Origin of the sequence: Faecalibacterium sp. i25-0019-C1 (assembly GCF_042854225.1) — a bacterium.
Classification (GTDB): domain Bacteria; phylum Bacillota; class Clostridia; order Oscillospirales; family Ruminococcaceae; genus Faecalibacterium; species Faecalibacterium taiwanense.
In genome coordinates this window covers 2,846,843-2,866,834 of the sequence record NZ_AP031428.1, presented here as the reverse complement: position 1 = coordinate 2,866,834, position 19,992 = coordinate 2,846,843, and the positions used below count along the sequence as shown (strand labels likewise).

19 protein-coding genes and 2 tRNA genes are annotated in these 19,992 nt (G+C 58.2%); 15 read left to right on the top strand and 6 right to left on the bottom strand.

Going from position 1 to position 19,992, the window contains the following annotated elements; genetic code table 11:
- The first annotated feature begins 183 nt into the window (after window positions 1-183).
- The 13 genes from ACGHUK_RS14090 (at window position 184) to ACGHUK_RS14030 (ending at window position 12,378) form a co-directional block, all read left to right on the top strand.
- Window positions 184-741, top strand: a complete 558-nt coding sequence (locus ACGHUK_RS14090; protein ID WP_390574546.1) for a prolyl-tRNA synthetase associated domain-containing protein — start codon at window positions 184-186, stop codon at window positions 739-741.
- Between the two features lie 17 nt (window positions 742-758).
- On the top strand, window positions 759-1,466 hold the full coding sequence (gene rsmG, locus ACGHUK_RS14085) for a 16S rRNA (guanine(527)-N(7))-methyltransferase RsmG (protein WP_154255982.1): 708 nt from the start codon (window positions 759-761) through the stop codon (window positions 1,464-1,466).
- Window positions 1,467-1,625: 159 nt separating this feature from the next.
- The gene (locus tag ACGHUK_RS14080; RefSeq protein ID WP_390574545.1) at window positions 1,626-2,423 is read left to right on the top strand and encodes a ParB/RepB/Spo0J family partition protein; all 798 of its coding nucleotides are present in this window, start codon (window positions 1,626-1,628) and stop codon (window positions 2,421-2,423) included.
- 765 nt (window positions 2,424-3,188) lie between these two features.
- On the top strand, window positions 3,189-4,022 hold the full coding sequence (locus tag ACGHUK_RS14075; protein ID WP_044953183.1) for a ParA family protein: 834 nt from the start codon (window positions 3,189-3,191) through the stop codon (window positions 4,020-4,022).
- An 18-nt stretch (window positions 4,023-4,040) separates the two neighbouring features.
- The gene (locus tag ACGHUK_RS14070; RefSeq protein WP_390574544.1) at window positions 4,041-4,910 is read left to right on the top strand and encodes a ParB/RepB/Spo0J family partition protein; all 870 of its coding nucleotides are present in this window, start codon (window positions 4,041-4,043) and stop codon (window positions 4,908-4,910) included.
- An 86-nt stretch (window positions 4,911-4,996) separates the two neighbouring features.
- Complete coding sequence (gene serS, locus ACGHUK_RS14065) at window positions 4,997-6,328, top strand: serine--tRNA ligase (RefSeq protein WP_005937144.1); 1,332 nt, start codon at window positions 4,997-4,999, stop codon at window positions 6,326-6,328.
- Between the two features lie 204 nt (window positions 6,329-6,532).
- A tRNA-Met gene (locus tag ACGHUK_RS14060) sits at window positions 6,533-6,609 on the top strand.
- Between the two features lie 92 nt (window positions 6,610-6,701).
- Window positions 6,702-6,773 (top strand) — tRNA-Glu (locus tag ACGHUK_RS14055).
- 812 nt (window positions 6,774-7,585) lie between these two features.
- Window positions 7,586-8,449, top strand: a complete 864-nt coding sequence (locus ACGHUK_RS14050) for a branched-chain amino acid ABC transporter permease (RefSeq protein ID WP_005937151.1) — start codon at window positions 7,586-7,588, stop codon at window positions 8,447-8,449.
- Between the two features lies 1 nt (window position 8,450).
- Window positions 8,451-9,506 carry a branched-chain amino acid ABC transporter permease gene (locus ACGHUK_RS14045; RefSeq protein WP_005937154.1) on the top strand — a complete coding sequence of 352 codons (1,056 nt, stop codon included), beginning with the start codon at window positions 8,451-8,453 and terminating at the stop codon, window positions 9,504-9,506.
- Window positions 9,507-9,508: 2 nt separating this feature from the next.
- Window positions 9,509-10,258, top strand: a complete 750-nt coding sequence (locus ACGHUK_RS14040; protein WP_005937157.1) for an ABC transporter ATP-binding protein — start codon at window positions 9,509-9,511, stop codon at window positions 10,256-10,258.
- Window positions 10,251-10,958, top strand: a complete 708-nt coding sequence (locus ACGHUK_RS14035; protein ID WP_005937160.1) for an ABC transporter ATP-binding protein — start codon at window positions 10,251-10,253, stop codon at window positions 10,956-10,958. Before ACGHUK_RS14040 ends, ACGHUK_RS14035 begins: the two co-directional genes overlap by 8 nt.
- Window positions 10,959-11,055: 97 nt before the next feature.
- Window positions 11,056-12,378, top strand: coding sequence for an ABC transporter substrate-binding protein (locus tag ACGHUK_RS14030; RefSeq protein WP_097774088.1), 1,323 nt, complete (start codon window positions 11,056-11,058; stop codon window positions 12,376-12,378).
- A gap of 492 nt (window positions 12,379-12,870) precedes the next feature.
- Here ACGHUK_RS14030 and ACGHUK_RS14025 read toward each other — a convergent pair whose 3' ends face one another.
- From ACGHUK_RS14025 to ACGHUK_RS14005, 5 genes are read right to left on the bottom strand one after another with little or no spacing between them, the layout of a single operon-like run.
- Window positions 12,871-13,527, bottom strand: a complete 657-nt coding sequence (locus ACGHUK_RS14025; protein WP_390574543.1) for an HAD family hydrolase — start codon at window positions 13,525-13,527, stop codon at window positions 12,871-12,873.
- A gap of 21 nt (window positions 13,528-13,548) precedes the next feature.
- Window positions 13,549-14,901 (bottom strand): PH domain-containing protein, encoded by a 1,353-nt coding sequence (locus ACGHUK_RS14020; protein ID WP_390574542.1) that lies wholly within the window; start codon window positions 14,899-14,901, stop codon window positions 13,549-13,551.
- On the bottom strand, window positions 14,898-15,329 hold the full coding sequence (locus ACGHUK_RS14015; protein WP_005937098.1) for a hypothetical protein: 432 nt from the start codon (window positions 15,327-15,329) through the stop codon (window positions 14,898-14,900). The genes ACGHUK_RS14020 and ACGHUK_RS14015 overlap by 4 nt, the downstream gene beginning before the upstream one ends.
- Window positions 15,326-15,991 carry a TrkA family potassium uptake protein gene (locus tag ACGHUK_RS14010; RefSeq protein WP_005937095.1) on the bottom strand — a complete coding sequence of 222 codons (666 nt, stop codon included), beginning with the start codon at window positions 15,989-15,991 and terminating at the stop codon, window positions 15,326-15,328. The genes ACGHUK_RS14015 and ACGHUK_RS14010 overlap by 4 nt, the downstream gene beginning before the upstream one ends.
- A 16-nt stretch (window positions 15,992-16,007) precedes the next feature.
- The gene (locus ACGHUK_RS14005; RefSeq protein WP_005937093.1) at window positions 16,008-16,421 is read right to left on the bottom strand and encodes a TrkA family potassium uptake protein; all 414 of its coding nucleotides are present in this window, start codon (window positions 16,419-16,421) and stop codon (window positions 16,008-16,010) included.
- A gap of 223 nt (window positions 16,422-16,644) precedes the next feature.
- On the opposite strand from ACGHUK_RS14005, the gene ACGHUK_RS14000 reads away from it, so the two are divergent.
- On the top strand, window positions 16,645-17,505 hold the full coding sequence (locus tag ACGHUK_RS14000; protein ID WP_275539400.1) for an undecaprenyl-diphosphate phosphatase: 861 nt from the start codon (window positions 16,645-16,647) through the stop codon (window positions 17,503-17,505).
- 588 nt (window positions 17,506-18,093) lie between these two features.
- Window positions 18,094-19,218, top strand: a complete 1,125-nt coding sequence (locus ACGHUK_RS13995; RefSeq protein ID WP_097774082.1) for a DUF362 domain-containing protein — start codon at window positions 18,094-18,096, stop codon at window positions 19,216-19,218.
- 78 nt (window positions 19,219-19,296) lie between these two features.
- On the opposite strand, the gene ACGHUK_RS13990 is transcribed toward ACGHUK_RS13995, so the two are convergent.
- On the bottom strand, window positions 19,297-19,908 hold the full coding sequence (locus ACGHUK_RS13990) for a hypothetical protein (RefSeq protein WP_390574541.1): 612 nt from the start codon (window positions 19,906-19,908) through the stop codon (window positions 19,297-19,299).
- Between the last annotated feature and the right edge of the window lie 84 nt (window positions 19,909-19,992).

The following is a 19,992-nucleotide window of genomic DNA, read 5'->3' as shown; positions in this document are numbered from 1 at the left end:
CCCGCAGGGAGTCAGCGGCAGTAGATGCCGTTTACCATTACGACCTTCCGTGTGAAAAAGCAAATCAGGAAAATCCGCAGATTTTCCTGATTTGCAAATATAAAAATAATTTTTCCGATGAATTTGCCCAGAGCAACGCGGAGGGCATTTGAAATCGTTAAACATAGAAAGAAGCTGCAACTAATGGAAGAACTGAAGCTTTACGAGGGCCGTCCTGCCGACTGCACCGGGCGGCTGGAAAAAGAGATCCGTACCTATGACCTGCTGGACAAGCTGGGCATCCAATTCTGGCGTACCGACCACGGCTGGATGAAGGCCGACACCATGGAGGACTGCCATGTGATCGATGCCTGCCTGAATGCCACCGTGTGCAAGAACCTGTTCCTGTGCAACCGGCAGAAGACGAACTTCTATCTGCTCATGATGCCCGGGGACAAGCCCTTCAAAACCAAAGAGCTTTCCCATCAGCTGGGCATTGCCCGCCTGAGCTTTGCCGCGCCCGAGGATATGGAGCAGTATCTGGACTGCACGCCCGGCTCCTCCTCCATTATGGGCCTTGCCAATGATGCTGAAAATAAGGTGCAGCTGCTGATGGATGAGGACATAAAGGCAGGGGAGTACCTCGGCTGCCACCCCTGCATCAACACCTCCTCGCTCAAGCTGCGAACGGCAGATGTGCTGGAAACTTTCCTGCCTGCCGTGCACCACGAGCCCATTTTCGTCCAGCTGACCGGTGAATGAAAGAAAGGACAACACCCATGATCGATAAACCGCGCCTTGAAGCAAAATGTTCCACATGGAACATCACTCTCACCGGCACCCAGCTGGACCAGCTGGATGCCTTTGCCGAAATTCTGGTGGACTACAACCAGAAGGTCAACCTGACCGCTATCACCGACCCCGAGGGGATCGAGGATAAGCACTTCCTCGACAGCCTGCTGTTTGCCAGCCAGCCGGAAGTTACGGGCCGCATGGTGGATGTGGGCGCAGGCGCAGGCTTCCCGGGCATCGTGACCAAAATCTACAAGCCGGAACTGGAGTTGACCCTGATGGAGCCCACCGGCAAGCGGGTGGAGTTTTTGAAGTACGCCTGTGCACAGCTGGGTTTGACCGGCGTGGAGTTTGCAAAGGAGCGCGCCGAGGAAGCCGCCCGCAAGGCGTGGCGTGAACAGTTTGATCTGGCCTCGGCCCGTGCAGTGGCCGCGCTGCCCATGCTGGCCGAATACTGTCTGCCGCTGGTAAAGGTGGGCGGCAATTTCCTCGCCATGAAAGGCTCTTCCGGTGAGGAAGAACTGGCCGCAGCGCGCGGTGCCATCAAAAAGCTGGGCGGCGAGTACAAAGAGACCCGCACTCTGCACCTTCCGGGCGGCGACACCCGTACACTGATCCTGTGCAAAAAGATTTCGCAGACTCCGACAGCCTACCCCAGAAACGGCGGAAAAATTGCGAAAAGTCCGTTGAAATAACGAAATATCGATAGAATTTTGTAAAACCCTGCCGAACGAAACTTCTGGCAGGGCTTTTATTTGTGTGATACACTGTGCCTGAAGCCTGAGTTTTCCACGCTTTCCCGGGAAAATGTGAAAAACAAAACCCATCCACCACGCGAAAGGAGCCGTGTATCCATGTTTGAACGCAAAAAGCAGGCGGGCAAGATTTATTTCCTGCCCATCGATCAAATCAAGCCGTCGCCGTTTCAGGCACGGCGGGAGTTCAGCGAGCAGGAGCTGGCTGCGCTGGCCCAGAGCATCCGTGAAAATGGTCTGCTGCAGCCCATCTCGGTGCGAAAAGTGTCGGATGGCGGCTACGAACTGGTAGCCGGGGAGCGGCGGCTCCGTGCCTGCCGCCTTGCTAAAATGAACACCATCCCGGCCATCCTCTGTGATTACGACGATGAGCGCACCGCCGCGCTCGGTCTGCTGGAAAACATCCAGCGGGCCGACCTGAACCCATTTGAGCAGGCGCAGGGCTTAAAGGATGTGATGGTGCTGTGGGACTGCACCCAGGCCGAAGCCGCCAAGCGACTGGGCATGGCGCAGCCCACCCTTGCCAACAAGCTGCGGCTTTTGCAGCTGAACGCCGACCAGCGGCAGTTTGTGCTGGACAACAACCTTACCGAGCGCCATGCCCGGGCGGTGCTGCGTCTGCCGGAGAACCGCCGCAGTGAAGCCTTGATCAACATTGCCAAGCGCCGCATGAACGCCCGCCAGACCGACCTCTACATTGAACAGCTGCTCAACACCCCTGCAAAAGGCAGGCACCGCATCTCGATGGTCAAGGATGTGCGTATTTTTGTGAACACCATCGACCATGCCATCCGTCTGATGACCGATAATGGTGTGCCCGCCACTGCCCACCGGGAGGAGAAGGACGGGTATATCGAATATACGGTGCGCATCCCAACCACCGCCGCCGAACGGTAAAATTGTTCCATGTGGAACAGGGGACGAACTCCCTCAGTCAAAACCTGACGGTTTTTCCAGCTCCCTCGGAGAGGGAGCCTCTGGCGTGCCGGAAACTTTGCAATTTATCCGGCAGCTTTCCCGCCATGTCAAGGGCCCCATCTCCGAGGGGGCTGGCATCGAGCAAAGCGAGATGACTGGGGGAGTTTCTCACGGCGTGAACCCTCTCCGTCACCTGCGGTGACACCTCTCCCAAAGGGAGAGGCTCTGGCGAAACCGGCGGCTTTGCGGTTTGCCCGGAAGCTTTGGTGTACTGCCAATGCCTCCCTCCGTGAGGGAGGTGGCATCGCGCAGCGATGACGGAAGGAGTCCGTACCTGGAGTCCGTACCCAGATCACTCCTTCAGCCGCACTACGCGCGACAGCTCCCCCAAGTGGGAGCAAGCGCACCCGCAAGCTTTGCGGTCTGCCCGGAAACTTTACCGCACTGCCAAGGGCTCTCCCTTTGGGAGAGCTGGCAAGCCCGACAGGGCTTGACTGAGAGGGCTAGCCAGCTTCCCGGCGCGCATTCAAAATCGTTTGTTTTGTCTCCCGAAACCGTGCAGTTTTTGATTTTTCCACCTCTAAAAGTTAAAAATCCAGCGGAAAAAAGCTTCAGATGGTTCAAAAACCGATTTGGATGTGCTATACTAGGTGTTAAGGTGCCTGTATGGACGGGAAACCGGCGGGCATGACTGCGAATGTTCCACATGGAACAATTAAATTTTCCCGGAAGGAAGAATTGTGCGTGGCAAAAATTGTAGCAATTGCGAACCAGAAGGGCGGCGTTGGCAAAACCACCACCGCCGTCAACCTGTCGTCCTGCGTTGCGGCGCTGGGCAAGCGGGTGCTCATCGTAGACCTTGATCCGCAGGGCAATACCACCACCGGCTACGGCATCCCGAAGCGCAGCGTGGAAAAGGGAACCTACGAGATCCTGATCGGTGAAGCACGAGCATCCGAGGCCATCCGTAAGACCGAATACCGCACCGATGTCATCGGCTCCAACACCCGTCTGGCCGGTGCCAGTCTGGAAATGATCGACCTGCCCGCTCGTGAGAGCCGCCTGCGCAAGGCGCTGGCCGAGGTGCAGAAGGACTATGACTTCATCTTTATCGATTGTCCGCCCAGTCTGGACCTGCTCACCCTGAACGGCCTGAGTGCCTGCGACAGCGTTCTCATTCCGGTGCAGTGCGAGTATTACGCGCTGGAGGGTCTTTCGGAGCTGATCAGCACCTTAAAGACCATTCGCAAAAAGTACAATCCGTATCTGGATATCGAGGGCGTGGTGTTCACCATGTTCTCGCTGCGGTATAATCTGACCGTGCAGGTGGTGGAGCAGGTGCAGAAGTATTTCGGCTCCAAGGTGTACAAGACCACCATCCCGCGCTCCATCCGCATTTCGGAGGCACCCAGCTACGGCCAGCCCATCAATTTCTATGAACCCAAGGGCAAGGGCAGCGAAGCGTACATGGATCTGGCAATCGAATTTGTCAAGAACAACCGCCCGCACGAGCCCAAAAAGGCCCGCAGAAAAAGTGCACCCGTCGCAGAGCAGACGAAAAATGCTCTGGAAGATTAAACCTCAGGGGGAACATGAATGGCAAGAGGAAAAGGAGGACTTGGCCGCGGGCTGGACAGTCTGTTTGAAGATGCCGCCCCGGTTTTTGAGTCCGGTGCAAAGGTAGACACCTTGCCCCTGCGTGAGATCGAACCGGACCCGGAACAGCCGCGCAAGACCTTTGACGAACAGGCGCTGGGCGAGCTGGCGGCCAGCATTGCAGAGCATGGTCTGCTGCAACCCATCGCGGTGCGTCCGCGCCCGCGCGGCGGCTACAGCATCGTGGCGGGTGAGCGCCGCTGGCGTGCCTGCCGCATGGCAGGGCTGAACGATGTGCCGGTGGTCATTAAGGAAGTCAGCGACGAGCAGGCCATGGAGCTGGCTCTGGTGGAAAACCTGCAGCGCGAGGATCTGGACCCGGTGGAAGAAGCAACCGGCATCCGGGAGCTGATGACCCGCTGCGGCCTGACGCAGGAGCAGGCGGCACAGAAGCTGGGCAAGAGCCGCAGCGCACTGGCCAACAGCCTGCGCCTGCTGAACCTGCCGGAAAATGTGCTGGAACTGCTGAAAAGCGGCTTTATCAATATCGGCCACGCAAAGGTGATCCTGAGCCTGCCCACACCGGAGCTGCAGGAGCAGGCGGCGCAGATCATCGCAGACAACCAGCTGAACGTGCGTCAGGCCGAGGCGCTGTGCAAAAAGCTGGCAAAGCCCACAAAGGAGCCCAGAGAACCCAAGCCGCGGGGCACTCTGCCGGTGGAGGTGGAAGAAAGCCTCAAGCAGGTGCTGGGCAGCGAGGTGAACGTGGCCTACCACGACGGTAAGGGCAGGCTGACCGTGCATTTCTATTCAGACGAGCAGCTGCGGGCCTTTGCCAACCTGCTGGGACAGTACCAGAACGAAGAATAAAGCGATCCAAGGCGGGCGACCGTCTTTGAACGGCACAGGGGAGGGGATCTTCTGTGCGAACCGAAATAGAGCAAGGAGAGTCAATCATGCTTGATATCAAATTTGTCCGTGAAAACCCGGACGCTGTCAAGGAAAACATCAAGAAGAAGTTTCAGGATGCAAAGCTCCCGCTGGTGGACGAGGTCATCGAGAAGGATGCCAAGTACCGCGCATGCCTGAAGGAAGTGGAAGCCCTCAAGGCTGCCCGCAACAAGCTGAGCAAGGCCAACGGCCCCCTGTTCGGCCAGCTGAAGAAGTGCACCGATGAGGCACAGAAGGCTGAGCTGCAGGCTCAGATCGATGCCAACAATGCCGCCGTCAAGGCCGACGCCGACAAGATGGCTGAGCTGGAAAAGGAAGAAGAGACCCTGTCCGCACGCATTCAGGAGATCATGTACACCATTCCGCAGATGATCGATCCCAGCGTGCCCATCGGCCCGGATGATACCTACAACGTGGAAGCACAGCGCTTTGGTGAGCCTGTGGTGCCCGATTTCCCCATTCCGTACCACACCGAGATCATGGAGAGCTTCGACGGCATCGATATGGACGCTGCAGGCCGCGTGGCCGGCAACGGTTTCTACTATCTGCTGGGCAACATCGCCCGCCTGCACGAGGCTGTGCTGGCCTATGCCCGCGACTTTATGATCAACAAGGGCTTCACCTATGTGATCCCTCCCTTCATGATGCACGGCAACGTGGTGCAGGGTGTTATGTCCTTCCCGGAAATGGATGCTATGATGTACAAGATCGAGGGTGAGGACCTGTACCTGATCGGCACCAGCGAGCACACCATGATCGGCCGCTTCATCGACCAGACTCTGGACGAGGCCACTCTGCCCCTGACCCTGACCTCCTACAGCCCCTGCTTCCGCAAGGAAAAGGGCGCTCACGGCATCGAGGAGCGCGGCATTTACCGTATCCATCAGTTCGAGAAGCAGGAAATGATCGTGGTCTGCCGCCCCGACGAGAGCGCTGACTGGTACGAGAAGCTGTGGAAGAACTCTGTGGAGCTGTTCCGCAGCATGGAGATCCCGGTGCGTCAGCTGAACTGCTGCTCCGGCGACCTGGCCGATCTGAAGGTGAAGAGCTGCGATATCGAAGCATGGAGCCCCCGCCAGCAGAAGTACTTCGAGGTCTGCTCTTGCTCCAATCTGGGCGATGCACAGGCACGCCGCCTGCACATCCGCGTGAAGGGCAAGGACGGCAAGACCTATCTGGCCCACACCCTGAACAACACCTGCGTGGCACCTCCGCGTATGCTGATCGCCTTCCTGGAGAACCATCTGCAGGCCGACGGCACCGTGACCATCCCCGAAGTGCTGCAGCCGTATATGGGCGGCCTGAAGGTCATGGTTCCCACCCACAAGAAGGGCTGAAGAATTGACCGGCTTTTCCACAAGGCTCGGATAAATGGTTGAAAAATCCCGTTTTCTATTCAATGGAAAGCGGGATTTTTTGCGTATCTTCGTTTGTATTTTGGACGACATGAAAAAATATGATTTTTTTAAAAATATGTGTTGACAAAAGGGGTATCTGTGGGTATAATAATAGAGCACTGTTCAAGTGCACAAACAATATGTGGCGGTATAGCTCAGTTGGCTAGAGCATTCGGTTCATACCCGAAGTGTCACCGGTTCAAATCCAGTTACCGCTACCACTTTTACAGAGTTTCGCTAAGGTTAGGGGGACGGTCGTCTGCAGTAGTGGACGATGGAAGTCGGAGGTTTTAGCGAAGCTCTGTATTTCTAAGGCCCGTTGGTCAAGCGGTTAAGACACGGCCCTTTCACGGCTGTAACATGGGTTCGATTCCCGTACGGGTCATAAAAACGCCTTTGCGCATTGCGCAAGGGCGTTTTTAATTTGACCCGCACGGGAATCGAACAGGGCGGCGGTGCGCAGCACCGCAACCAAAGCCCCAGTGGGGCTTTGGTTAGCCCGCGGGTCCCAACGGCTAGGAATGTCTACCGTGGTTGCTGCCGCTGCATTCGCTCGGGGGATTTTTAATTTGACCCGTACGGGAATTGCAGTTGAGCTGACCGCCGCCAGCGAGCAAAGACTTCCCCCGGTCGGGGGAAGATGTCGCATAGCGACAAAAAGGGGAGTACAGGGAAGCGAAGCTGGGGCCGTGGTCAGCGGGATGCGAACGCCGCTCCAAGGCGTGAAGCATACGCAGGGAACCACAACCCGGGACAGGGCGGCGGTGCGCCTTCATCTTGAATACCACATGCCATTTTATGGATAAAAAGCCCGGCAGGGGAACACGTTCAGGTGCTCTTCTGCCGGGTTTTTCTGCATTTTTCGTAAATTTCCGGCCTGAAATAGTAACAAAATTATGTCAATGAGACATCAATCCTCCATTTTTAACTGCGAAAATTGACTTGCACACCAAAAACTCTGGAATATTCTAGCACTTTCAATATAAATTCATGACAAAGTTTGGTAGAAATAATATTTTGTATACAGGCTGCACTTACGTTACAATACAGATGATATACCAATTGTACGAGCAGAAGGGAGGAAATGGAGTCCACAAGGGCGGTTTTCAATCACGAGTACGGGCCGGTGGCGGATGCAGCGTGCAGTTTTTGCATCATCTGTTCCCATCGCCTGATGCTTAGAACGGGAGGATGTCAATGGAAGTCTTTTTGCAAGCACTGGTAAACGGGATCCTGCTGGGCGGTTTCTACTCTCTGATGGGTATGGGCCAGAACATCATTTTCGGTGTTATGAACATCGTCAACTTCTGCCACGGCGAGATGTTGATGGTGGGCATGTACATTACCTATGTTCTGTATACCTACTTTGGGGTGGACCCCTATGTAGCCCTTCCCATCGTTGCAGTGCTCATGTTCGGGCTGGGCGCGCTGATCCAGTCCACTCTGATCACCCCTTCGCTCAAGACCAAGAGCTTTACGAACCTGCTGTTCCTCACCGTCGGTCTGGGCCTGCTGCTCACCAACGGCGCTCTGGTCATCTTTGGTTCCACCTATTATAAGATCATTACCCCTTATTCGCAGACCTATATCCCGCTTGGCCCGGTCACCATTGCGCTGCCGCGTCTGGTCAGCTTCCTGATCCTGATCGTGGTCGCCATTGCACTGTTTGCCTTCCTCAAGTATTCCACCACCGGCAAGCAGATCCGCGCCGTATCCCAGAACCCTATTGGTGCTGAGGTCGTTGGCATCAACGTCAAGAAAATTTACATCCTGACCTATGGTCTGGGCGTTGCTCTGGCCGGTATCGCCGGTTCTCTGCTGACCCAGTTCTACACCATCTATCCCACCGCAGGCGCAAGCTTCGGCTTCCGCGCACTGATCGTCGTGGTCGTGGGCGGTCTGGGCTCCATCCCCGGTGCATTCTTCGCCGGTATTTTCCTGGGCCTGCTGGAGCAGATGAGTGCATTGTTCATCAGCCCGTCCTACAGTGATATGATCGTGTTCGTCACCTTCATCATCATTCTGGTCGTGCGTCAGGTCATGATTCTGAGGAGGCGATAAGATGGATACCAGAAAAGCAGTTAAAACCTATCACCGCAATCTGGCGATCGTTCTGGCTATCATCGTCGCCATCTTCGCAGCAATCCCGCTGGTCGTGGATAAACCTTACATCATCAACATTTTCGTTCTCACCTTCTATATGTCCACCCTGTCCATGGCATGGAACATTCTGGGCGGCATCACCGGCCAGAACTCGCTGGGTCTGGCCGCTTACATGGGCCTGGGTGCCTATGTGTGCTGTCTGGTGGTCACAAAGACGGGCATGAACCCCTGGGTGGCCGCTGTGCTGGATATGCTCGTTGTGGGCGTTGTGGCCGGTGTCATCTTCTTCCCCAGCCTGATCCTGCGCGGCCCCTACTTCACGCTGGTGTCCATCGCGTTTGCCGAGTCCATCCGTCAGTTCATCATCAACTCGGAGTTTTTCGGCCGCGCATCCGGTGTGGGCCTGCCCTTCGGCAAGGACTCCTTTGCGCAGTTCCGCTTTACCAGCAAGGTGCCGTACTACTACATCGGCTTCATCATGATGGTGGGCGTTTACCTCATCATGAAGAAGATCGGCCGCTCCAAGCTGGGCTTTGCGCTGCGCACCATCCGCGAGGATGAGGACGCTGCCGCCGCCATCGGCATCAACCCCACCAAGTACAAGGTGATCGCGGTCGTCATTTCGGCCATCATTGCCGGTCTGGTCGGCTTCTTCTACGTCAGCTACATCCGCTACATCGACCCCGATATTATGATCCAGTCCAAGTCCACTGAGATCGTGCTGCCGGCAGTCGTGGGCGGCGCTGCCTACATCGAAGGCCCGCTGATCGGCGGCCTCATCATGATCCCGCTGAGCGAACTGCTGCGTGCAAACTTTGCCGCCATCCTGCCCGGCATCAACATGCTGATGTATGCCATCGTGCTGATCGTGGTCATCCGCTTCCGTCCGTCCGGTATTCTGGGCTGGTACATGAACTCGAAGGTCAAGACCTTCATCGATGAAAAGATCCTCAAAAAGCCGTCTCTGGACGTGCTGGAAGAGTATGAGCTGATGGCAGACAAGGGAGGGAAGTAATCATGGCAGAAAAGCCTATTATTGAAGTCCAGGGCCTGACCAAGCGGTTCAAGGGTCTGACCGCCGTGCATGATGTTTCTTTCTCGGTGGAGAAAGGCTCCATCACCGGCATGATCGGCCCCAACGGTGCTGGTAAATCCACCACCTTCAACATGATCTGCGGCTACTACCCGCCCACCGAGGGCAAGATCTTCTACAATGGTGAGGACATCACCAACAAAAAGGCGTATGAGTATACCAACATGAAAATCGCCCGCACCTTCCAGATCATGAAGCCTCTGAAGAACCTGAGCGTTCTGGATAACGTCACCGCCGCCGCCTACTTCGGCCACGCCGGTGCAAAGAGCGAAAAAGAGGCCAAGGAGCGCGCCATGGAGGTGCTGCACTTCACCGGCCTGTACGAAAAGCGTCATGTGATCTCCAAGGACATGGGCACGCCGGACCAGAAGCGTCTGGAGATGGCCCGCGCTCTGGCCACCAAGCCCGAAGTGCTGTTTCTGGACGAGAACATGGCAGGCTTGAACCCGGCTGAGACCGAAGAGGCCATCCAGCTGATCCGCAAGATCAACGAGTCCGGTGTCACCATCCTGCTCATCGAGCACATCATGAAGGCGGTCGTGAGCCTGTGCGAGAAGGTCATCGTCCTTCACCACGGCGAAAAGATCGCTGAGGGCACGCCCGAGCAGGTCATGAACGATCCTTACGTCATGGAGGTGTACCTGGGCACCAAAAAGGAGGGCGCAAGTGCTTAAAGTTGAAGGTCTGAACGCCGGTTACGGCTCTGTGAACATCCTGTGGGATATCGGCTTTGAAGTGAAGGACGGCGAGATCGTTGCCATCCTTGGCTCCAACGGTGCCGGTAAGACCACCATGGTGCGCACCATCACAGGCATGGTCAAGGCCAGCTCCGGCAAGGTGGAGTTCAACGGGGAGGACCTCTCCGGCAAAAGCTCCCGCGTTATTCTGGACAGCGGCATCGTGCAGGTGCCGGAAGGCCGTCAGCTCTTTACCGAGATGACCGTGCTGGAAAATCTGGAGCTGGGTGCATTCAATAAGGAGACCAAGGCACATTTTGCAGAAAATCTGGAAAAGTGCTATAACTGGTTCCCCAAACTGCGCGAGCGCGCAAAGCAGGCTGCCGGCACTCTGTCCGGCGGCGAGCAGCAGATGGTGGCCGTGGCCCGTGCGCTGATCGGTATGCCCAAGCTGCTGATCCTGGACGAGCCCAGTCTGGGCCTTGCCCCCAACATCGTGGACGACATTCTGGAAGTGGCCAAGACCATGGTGAAGAATGACGGCATCTCGGTGCTGCTGGTGGAGCAGGATATCACCAAAGCCCTTGCAGCGGCTGACCGCGGCTATGTTATTGAGAATGGCCGCGTGGCACTGGAAGGAACCGCCGCCGAGCTTTCGGCAAACGAGCACGTCAAGAAGGCGTACCTCGGCATCTGATTTTGGAAACCGGATCTCCGGCAGGTGCTATTTCACGCGGCACAGCCGGAGACTCGTATAAACAAGCTGTTTTTACAAACAGAATTGGAGGACAATTATGAAAAAGATCTCTCGTAGAAGCTTCCTGAAGGCATCCGCTGTTCTGGGCAGCGCAGCTGCTCTGACCGCCTGCGGCGGCTCTTCCGCTTCCACCAGCACTGCAGCATCTACCAGCACCGCAGCATCCGGCAGCACTGCAGCAGCCAGCGGTGATACCATCAAGATCGGTACCATCTACGCAATGTCCGGCGGCAACGCAGCCATCGGCGAGAACATCCTGCGCGGCATCGACTTCGCAGTGGACGAGATCAACAAGGCAGGCGGCGTGAACGGTCAGATGCTGGAAGTTGTCCGCGGTGATCACGCAGGCGACGCAGCCACCGGTAAGTCCGAGGCTGAGCGCCTGATCACTCAGGAAGGTGTCAACGTCATCATGGGCTGCCATATGTCCGTTGTTACCGAGGTCGTGGCTCAGGTCTGCCAGCAGTACGGCATCCCCATGATCACCGCTATCTCCACGCTGGACCGTCTGACCGACGAGGACCACAAGGACTACGATTACTTCTTCCGTCTGTGCCCGCTGAACTCCGTCTACGTGGAAGATATGCTGAAGTATCTGCAGGACTCCAAGGAGCAGACCGGCAACGAGATCAAGAAGGTCGCCATCTTCACCGATAAGGCTGCCATCGGTCAGGAGCTGATCCGCTGCGTCAACCTGTTCGCACCGGATTACGGTCTGGATGTTGTGGCCGAAGTGGACTACAGCTCCAACGCTACCGACCTGTCCTCTCAGGTCCTGGCTCTGAAGCAGGCTGATCCCGATGCCATCCTGTGCGACTCCTACATCGGCGACGCTACTCTGTTCGTCCAGACCCTGAAGGAGCAGAACTACAAGCCCAAGATGATCGTTGCCAAGGCCAACGGCTTCACCGATCCTTCCTTCATCCCGAACCTGGGCGCATCCGCAAACGGCGTGGCTTCTGTTGTCGAGTTCAACCCCGACCTGACCAACGGCGTGGAGATCAACGAGGACTTCAAGAAGGTCTACAACGTCAACATGAACGGTCACTCTGCTGAGTCCTACACCGTTGTGTGGCTGTTCAAGACCGCCATCGAGAAGGCCGGCTCCACCGACGGCGCCGCTGTCCGCGACGCTCTGGCAGAGCTGTCCATCGACGGTGCATTTGAGGGCGGCCGCAAGATCGTTCTGCCCTACTCCAAGATCGAGTTCGCTCCCGAGTACGAGATCGGCGGCGCAAAGCACTACCGTGACAACACCTACGCTTCTGTTGCAATCGCACAGGTGCAGGATCAGGAGTGGAAGACTGTCTGGCCCTTCGAGTTCGCTTCCTCCAAGATCCAGGAAGTCACTCTGGGCTGATAAAGTTACCCCAAAGAACACAAAAGGCGAGCCGTCCAATGGGCGGCTCGCCTTTTTGCGTGTTGCTTCCCGTGCAGAGCGTATTCGAGTAGGGGATAGGCTGTGTGGCTTTTATGAAGTCGTTCTCCGCCGGGTATGTTCTCTTTTGCGTGCCAAAAGAGAACCAGAAAAGCACCCGCTACTTTCGAAGCGCGGGAGGCACGAATTAAGGGCTACTCGCCCTTAATAATCCCAAAGCAGTAGGCTCCACCCCAAAAAGCTGGAGATTCCCGCCTGTTCGGCGTGAAGATCTCTTAACCGCTTTTTGAGGTTCCGCCAATCAGAAGTCGCTGCGCGACGGCCGCAGGCCGACAGCAGCAGATGCCGCTTCCCGCCACGACCCCTTCCCGTGAAAAAGCAGCTCAGAAAAATCCGCAGATTTTTCTGAGCTGCAAATAAAAATAAATTTTCCGCTAAACATGCCCAGAGTAAAACGGAGGGCATTCTAAATCGTCAACCCTTCTGGATATAGGTAAAAATATCCTCTGGCACTGCCGCCAGTGCATCCGCACCGGCAGCGGTCAGTTCTGCGCGGCCCCGGAAGCCCCACAGCGCGCCCATGGCGGGCAGTCCGGCATTGTGTCCGGTGAGGATGTCCACATCGCTGTCGCCCACAAATAGGGTGGCAGAGCGGTCTGCACCGATCTCGTCCATCAGCGCATAGAGCCCGGCGGGGTTCGGTTTGGTGGGCACGCCGGGCCTGCTGCCGCGCACAGCGGCAAAGCGGCCGGTGCCGAAATAGTGGGCGATGATCTTGCCGCAGAGCGGGTCGGCCTTGTTGGAGAACACTGCGCACTGAACACCCTGTGCCCGCAGCTCGTCCAGCAGCTCCGGGATGCCGGGATAGGGGGCCGTCTTGTCCTCCTTGTGGGCGTCGTACCGGGCGGTGAACTCGGCCAGCGTGGCCGCCAGCTGCTCCGGCGTGCGGGCATTTTCCGGCGAGAAGCGCTCCACCAGCTTCGGGATGCCGTTGCCCACCATGTGCTTGAACTGTTCCACCGTAAAGGTGGGCCAGCCGTGTTGTGCACACACCCAGTTGCCTGCATCGGCAAGGTCGTCGATGGTGTTCAGAAGGGTGCCGTCCAGATCGAATAATACAGTTTTTATCACAGAAAAAGACTCCTTACAGTTTCAGAAAAGTAAAAAAGGCAGTTCGCTGCACTTTACGCTGCGCACCTTGCACTTCACCCCGCCCGGAAAGGTGAGGGTGAGGTTCGTGCGGTGCACCGCCGCGGCCCATGGCGACTGCATGGCCGTCAGGGCCGGAACAGGGCAGAGCACGCAGATCTCGTGCAGATGGAAGCCGTGCTGCCAGCGCAGGGTCAGGCGGCCGTTTTGCAGCCAGATGCCCTCTTTGCGCCAGCCGTTGTACGCACCCACCAGCAGGGCGGCAAACACAGCAGTGACCACCAGCAGCGGCACCGTGAGGGCGGGCAGGGTGTAGCGGGATACCGCTGTCAGCAGCAGGCACAGCCCGCAGGGGATGCCGGCAGGCAGAAAAAACGCCGGGATACTGCGGCCTGCGGTGTCCACCGGGGCTTTTGGCGGCAGGACAAAGCCGGGCAGCAGCTCCTGTAGAAAAGGGCCGTCCTCCCGCCAGACCAGCAACGGGATCTCCGGCTGGCAGCTGCCTGCTGTAACGAACACCGGGCAGCAGCCCAGCGCCCATGTGGCAGGCGAGCGGCGCAGGTCCGCATAGCTCAGATGTTCCAGCGCAAGGCGCATCTCATACCGGCGCACAAAGCCGCCCCTGCTGCCAAGGTGACTCTCGGTGCGCCACACGGTGTAATGGGCCGCATGGGCCGCACTGCGCACAAGGCTTGCGCAGAACAGCACACCGCCCAGCACCAGCAGCCATGCTGTGCCCATGGGCAGCCAGCGCGCCGCCCACGCCGCAATGCGGTTCAGGTGGGCAAAGGCTGCCGTCTGGGCATCCGGCGCATAGGGCCTGCTCTGTTTGATGGCCAGCGCCAGCAAAGCAAGAGTGGAAAGGCCGTTGGCACCCAGCACCGCAAAGGCCAGCTTTTCGCCGCCGCGCGGGGTGTGGGCCACAGCATCCCGGCGCGGCATCATGCGGTCAGCTAAAAACTGCGCGTTCTGCGCGCTCAAAAGCAGGGTCAGGGTGCGCTTCTGCCCGGCAGGGTACAGCACCACCCGGCTGGCACCGGCCAGCCGGTAGAGCAGGGGCCGCTCGATGGTGAGCGCTGCCAGCTGGCTGGCTTTCAGGCAGCGGTCCAGCCGCACGCCCAGCCGCCAGCGCACCCGCAGGGTTCCCTGTGCATCCACCCGCCAGCGGCCTGCGTGCAGCACGGCGGCGCTCACAGCGGCAAGCACTGTCAGCAGCGCCGCGCCCTGCACCAGAGCCGTGCGCAGCGCCGCCCAGTTGCGGGCAAACAGCACCTGCAAAAGCGGCAGCAGATAGAGCAGGATGGTCTTGCGCAGAAAATGCAGCACCGCAAACGGGTGGAAGCCGCGTTCGGTCATGGCGTTTCCTCCATCAGCACAGCGGCAAGGGCCTGCGCCTGCAGGGCATCCACGCCCGGCAGGAACAGCTGTACGCCCGGGCCGTGAACCACCAGCACGCTGCACCCGGCCAGCCACAGAAGCGGCGTGCGCAGGGTCCACACGCCAGTCACGGCCCGGCGGGGAAGCTGCCGTGTGATGGGAACGGCGATACCGGCCCGCACGGCAGTGTTCCGGGCGGTGAGCACTGCGGTAAAGCTGCAGGCTCTTGCCCATGCGGCGAACACAAGGCACACCCACAGGGCACAGAAAATACACCCGGCAAACAGGCTCTGCCAGAACACAAAAGGCGCGCAGAACACGCCGGGAACAGCGGCCCAGACGCACAGCACGGCCCGGCCCTTGGGCGGGATGATCAGCGCCGTGCGCAGCAGGTCACGTTCGGTCATTTGTCGGAAAGGCCCCAGGCATCCATCAGCAGGTGCAGGGTGTCATCCTGCGTCAGGCAGAGGATGCGATCCCACGGCAGTAAGGTGGTATTGCCGTGGGGGATGATGAACTCCGCATCGCGGGTGATGCACACCAGAATGACGTCGCCCGGCATGGGGATATCCTTGACCGCCTGCCCTGCAAACTTGAAGTTCTCCGGCAGCAAAATTTCGTTCAGGCTGGCAGTGCCGCCGCCCAGCGAGAGCAGCTGGCGGATGGTATCCGTCTCGATCTCGCGCTCAAGGATGTGGCTCAGGTTGTCGGTGCCGCACACTACGGTGTCCACGCCTAAGGTGTGCAGCAGCTCCCGGTTCTTGGGGTTGGAGGCCCGGGCCACGGTGCGGTTCACGCCAAACTCCCGCTTTGCGATCTGGCAGGCCACAAGGTTGTTCTCGTCCGCACCGGTCACGGCCACAAAGGCATCGCAGCTGGCAACGTCGGCCGTGCGCATGGTGTCAAAGCTGATGGCATCGCCGCAGATCACCGGGATATCCAGCGAATCGGCCAGCGAACGGCACAGCATTTCCTGCGGTTCAATGATGGTCACTTTGTGGCGGTGGGCCAGCAGGCTCTGGGCCAGATACATGCCCACCTTGCCGCCGCCTGCGATACAAACTTTCATATGCTTCCCTCACTTTTTACTTTGCCAGTGCGCGGAACACCGATTGCTCGGTGAGCACCGTGGGGCAGATGGTGTCGATCTCGTAAGCCTTGTGGTACAGCACCTGCAGGTGCGGGTCGGACACGCGGCAGATCACCTTCTCACGGCGGAAGATGCTTTTTGCGATCTGTGCCGCCATCAGGTTTACCGAGTCGTCCTCGCTCACAGCGGCCACGGCATCGCAGCTGTCAATGCCGCCCTGCCGCAGGGTATCCGGGTCGGTGGGGTCGCCCACCAGAGCCGTGCCGCCAAAGCTGTAGTCGTCAAAGGCATCCAGACGCTTGAGCTGTTCGGGATCCTTTTCGATCAGCGAGATATCATGGCCGATGCGTTCCAGATCGCGGATGAGGGAAGCGCCCACCTGGTCGCAGCCGATCACCAGAATATTCATATGGATTCACCTCGTTGTAGAATGGTTCAACAAAAATACCAAGGGTGTTTAAACTCTGTTTTGATTTGCGGATAAAATAGAAGGAAAAGGGTCTTTGCATCAGTATAACACATTTCCCGGCGCAGTAACAGCCTGCAGGGCAAAAGTGGCGGCGGGCGTAAAAATTTTCGCATTCTGCGTGCGTGCAGAGACATAGTATGGTATACTGGAAGAAAATAAGCTGCTGTGCCTTTGTGCACAAGGAGGGGTACTTACGTTTTTTGAGATCATCAAAGCCATCCTGATGGGCATTGTGGAGGGCATTACCGAGTGGCTTCCCATTTCGTCCACCGGTCATATGATCCTGCTGGAACAGATCATCAAATTCAACGCAAGCGAAGAGTTCATGTCCATGTTCCGTGTGGTCATCCAGCTGGGTGCCATCATGGCCGTGGTGGTGCTGTTCTGGGGCAAGCTGTGGCCCTTTGGCATGAAGCAGGGCAGGGTCATTTCCAAGCCCAGCGTGTGGAGCCTGTGGTTCAAGGTGGTAGCGGCCACGATCCCGGTGCTCATCATCAGCCCGCTGGACGACTGGATGGAAGCTCACTTCTACAATTACATCACGGTTGCCGCGATGCTCATTCTGTATGGCGCGCTGTTCTTTGTTGTGGAGAACCGCCGCGCCGCGCCGCACGTGAGCCGGCTGGAGCAGATCACCTACCGCGATGCCATCATCATTGGCCTGTGGCAGTGTCTGGCCATCATTCCGGGCACCTCCCGCTCCGGTGCCACCATCGTGGGCGGCCTGCTGCTGGGCCTGTCCCGCGCCTGTGTGGCAGAGTTCACCTTCTATCTGGCCATCCCGGTCATGGCGGGCGCATCCCTGCTCAAGGTGGTCAAGTTCGTTGTCGGCGGTTCTGTGATGACCGGCACCGAGGTGGCTGTGCTGGCAGTGGGCTGTGTGGTGGCCTTTGGCATGAGCCTTGCCGCCATCCGCTTCCTGATGGATTACGTCAAGCGCCACGATTTCAAGTTCTTTGGTGCCTACCGCATCGTGCTGGGCATCATCGTGCTGGCAGTGGCGGCTGCGACGGCAATCTTCTGATTTGGAATGCTTCCCGCACAGAGCGCATTCGTGTGGGGCGGGCTTCATGCCTTTTGCAAGATGCATCGCCGCCGGGGATGTTCTCTTTTGCGTGCCAAAAGAGAACCAGAAAAGCACCCGCTACTTTCGAGGCGCGGGAGGCACGAACTAGGGGCTGCTCGCCCCTAGTGACCCCAAAGCTGTTGGGCTCCATACAAAAAATCCAAGCCGCTCCGCTAAAGGATTTTTTGTGTTCCGCCGATTTTGAGTCGCTTGCGCGACGCGCCGTGCGGGCAAGTTTGTGCTCCGTCTGCTACGCGAACGCTTCCGCAGGAAGCCGGCGCTGCACGATGCCGCTGACTGCTACGACTCTTTCCTGTGAAAATAGAAAGCCGGAAATCCGCAGATTTCCGGCTTTCTTTCGTTAGGAAATGATAGTTCCGCTAAATATGGCCAGAGCGATCAGCGGAGGCCATTTTGATCGTGGGACGCAGAGGTGTGCCCGCCGCCCTTTACGACAGCACTTTTTCTTTGCAAAAAGATGTGCTATACTACAAAATAAGAGAGTATGCGGCAGCGTGCCGCGCAAACAAAATGGAGGAAACTGCTATGGAAGCATCCAAGGTCTATTATACAGATTTCCGCTGTCCTGTGGGCACCAGCCTGCTGGACAAGCTGCGCCGCGTGTGCATCGCCGCCGGGATCAAGGATATTGATATGGATGGCAAGTTCGTTGCCATCAAAATGCATTTCGGTGAGCTGGGCAATCTGGCATTCCTGCGCCCCAACTACGCCAAGGTGGTGGCCGACCTGTGCAAGGAGCAGGGCGGTCTGCCGTTTCTGACCGACTGCAACACCCTGTATCCGGGCAGCCGCAAGAACGCACTGGAGCACCTCACCTGCGCCCAGCTGAACGGCTTCTGGCCCATGACCACCGGCTGTCAGGTCATCATTGCGGACGGCCTGCGCGGCACCGATGAAGCAGAAGTTCCGGTGCCGAACGGCGAATACTGCAAGACGGCAAAGATCGGCCGCGCCATCATGGATGCGGATATCTTTATCAGCCTGACCCATTTCAAGGGCCACGAATCCACCGGCTTCGGCGGTACTCTCAAGAACATCGGCATGGGCTGCGGCTCCCGCGCAGGCAAGATGATACAGCACGCCGCCGGACACCCGGAGGTGCAGCAGAGCCTGTGCCGCGGCTGCCACCGCTGCGCGAAGGAGTGCGGCTCCGATGCCATTACCTACGATGCAAACAACAAGGCCGTCATTGATCAGACCAAGTGCAAGGGCTGCGGCCGCTGCATCGGTGCCTGCAACTTTGACGCCATCTATTCTCAGTGCGACAGCGCCAATGAGATGCTGGACCGCAAAATGGCCGAGTACGCGGCTGCCGTATGCGCAGGCCGTCCCTGCTTCCATGTTTCTCTGGTGCAGGACATCAGCCCCAACTGCGACTGCCACTGCGAGAACGATGCTCCCATCCTGCCGGATATCGGCATCTTTGCGTCCTTTGACCCGGTGGCGCTGGATCAGGCCTGCGCGGACGCCTGCCTGAATGCACAGCCGCTGCCGAACAGCCAGCTGGGCCAGAACCTTGCAAAGCCCGGCTGGAACTGCCACCACGACAACTTCAAGGATTCCAACCCCAATATCGAGTGGAAGGCCACGCTGGATCAGGCCGAGAAGATCGGCATGGGCACCCGCCAGTATGTGCTGAAGAAGGTCTGATGCCGCAGGCGGCCCCAGCCTTTTCCGCAAAAACAAAAAGAAGCTGACCAGCCCGGTCAGCTTCTTTTTATGTTGGGTTCACTGGCCCGCTGCGGGCACGCAGTCGTCCAGCACGGTCTGCAGGGCCTGCCAGTTCTTCAGGGTGCAGCCGGGCAGGGTGTCCGGGTCAAGGCCGGCATCCTCAATGCGGCCAGCCATGCTGTCCTTGTCGCTCAAAAGGCTCAGCGCGTCCGGCTCGATCATCGTCCAGGCCTCGGCAAAGCTTTCCTGCTCATCAGCGTCCAGCGTGTCGTACCAGCTGTAGAAAGCTTCCTGCACGGCTTCCGTGGTGCGGGAGGCAAGGCGGGCGTTTTCTGCCCACTGCAGCAGGGATGCCGCTGCGATCACCGATTTGAGCGAGCAGCCGGAAACACCCGGCCCCCAGCCCAGACAAGGCTCAAAGGCGGCAGCGGTGCCGGTGATGGAGAAGATGGAGTTCTCGTCAAAATCACCGGGGTTCAGCCCGGAGGTGTCGGCCCGGGTGGTGGAATCAGGCAGGTCTTCGCCGGAAGCAGCGGAGCTTGCAGAACTGCTGGCAGAGCTTGGCGCTTCGGAACTGCTGGCGGTTGAGCCGCCGCAGCCTGCCAGAATGCTGCAGGCCAGCGCTGCGCAGAGCAGCAGCGAGAGGATGCGGGCATATCTCAATTTCATAGTAGTGTCCTCCTTGAGCGGTGCCGCAGCCGGGCCGCAGCACTTCAAAACGATACACCCTAAGTATACGTTCTGCCGCGGCGG

Bases quoted from the DNA above. Each gene is read 5' to 3' on its own strand.
- ACGHUK_RS14090 (WP_390574546.1), top strand. From the start codon at position 184: ATGGAAGAACTGAAGCTTTACGAGGGCCGTCCTGCCGACTGCACCGGG.
- rsmG (WP_154255982.1), top strand. From the start codon at position 759: ATGATCGATAAACCGCGCCTTGAAGCAAAATGTTCCACATGGAACATC.
- ACGHUK_RS14080 (WP_390574545.1), top strand. From the start codon at position 1,626: ATGTTTGAACGCAAAAAGCAGGCGGGCAAGATTTATTTCCTGCCCATC.
- ACGHUK_RS14070 (WP_390574544.1), top strand. From the start codon at position 4,041: ATGGCAAGAGGAAAAGGAGGACTTGGCCGCGGGCTGGACAGTCTGTTT.
- serS (WP_005937144.1), top strand. From the start codon at position 4,997: ATGCTTGATATCAAATTTGTCCGTGAAAACCCGGACGCTGTCAAGGAA.
- ACGHUK_RS14050 (WP_005937151.1), top strand. From the start codon at position 7,586: ATGGAAGTCTTTTTGCAAGCACTGGTAAACGGGATCCTGCTGGGCGGT.
- ACGHUK_RS14045 (WP_005937154.1), top strand. From the start codon at position 8,451: ATGGATACCAGAAAAGCAGTTAAAACCTATCACCGCAATCTGGCGATC.
- ACGHUK_RS14040 (WP_005937157.1), top strand. From the start codon at position 9,509: ATGGCAGAAAAGCCTATTATTGAAGTCCAGGGCCTGACCAAGCGGTTC.
- ACGHUK_RS14030 (WP_097774088.1), top strand. From the start codon at position 11,056: ATGAAAAAGATCTCTCGTAGAAGCTTCCTGAAGGCATCCGCTGTTCTG.
- ACGHUK_RS14020 (WP_390574542.1), bottom strand. From the start codon at position 14,901: ATGACCGAACGCGGCTTCCACCCGTTTGCGGTGCTGCATTTTCTGCGC.
- ACGHUK_RS14015 (WP_005937098.1), bottom strand. From the start codon at position 15,329: ATGACCGAACGTGACCTGCTGCGCACGGCGCTGATCATCCCGCCCAAG.
- ACGHUK_RS14010 (WP_005937095.1), bottom strand. From the start codon at position 15,991: ATGAAAGTTTGTATCGCAGGCGGCGGCAAGGTGGGCATGTATCTGGCC.
- ACGHUK_RS14005 (WP_005937093.1), bottom strand. From the start codon at position 16,421: ATGAATATTCTGGTGATCGGCTGCGACCAGGTGGGCGCTTCCCTCATC.
- ACGHUK_RS13995 (WP_097774082.1), top strand. From the start codon at position 18,094: ATGGAAGCATCCAAGGTCTATTATACAGATTTCCGCTGTCCTGTGGGC.
- ACGHUK_RS13990 (WP_390574541.1), bottom strand. From the start codon at position 19,908: ATGAAATTGAGATATGCCCGCATCCTCTCGCTGCTGCTCTGCGCAGCG.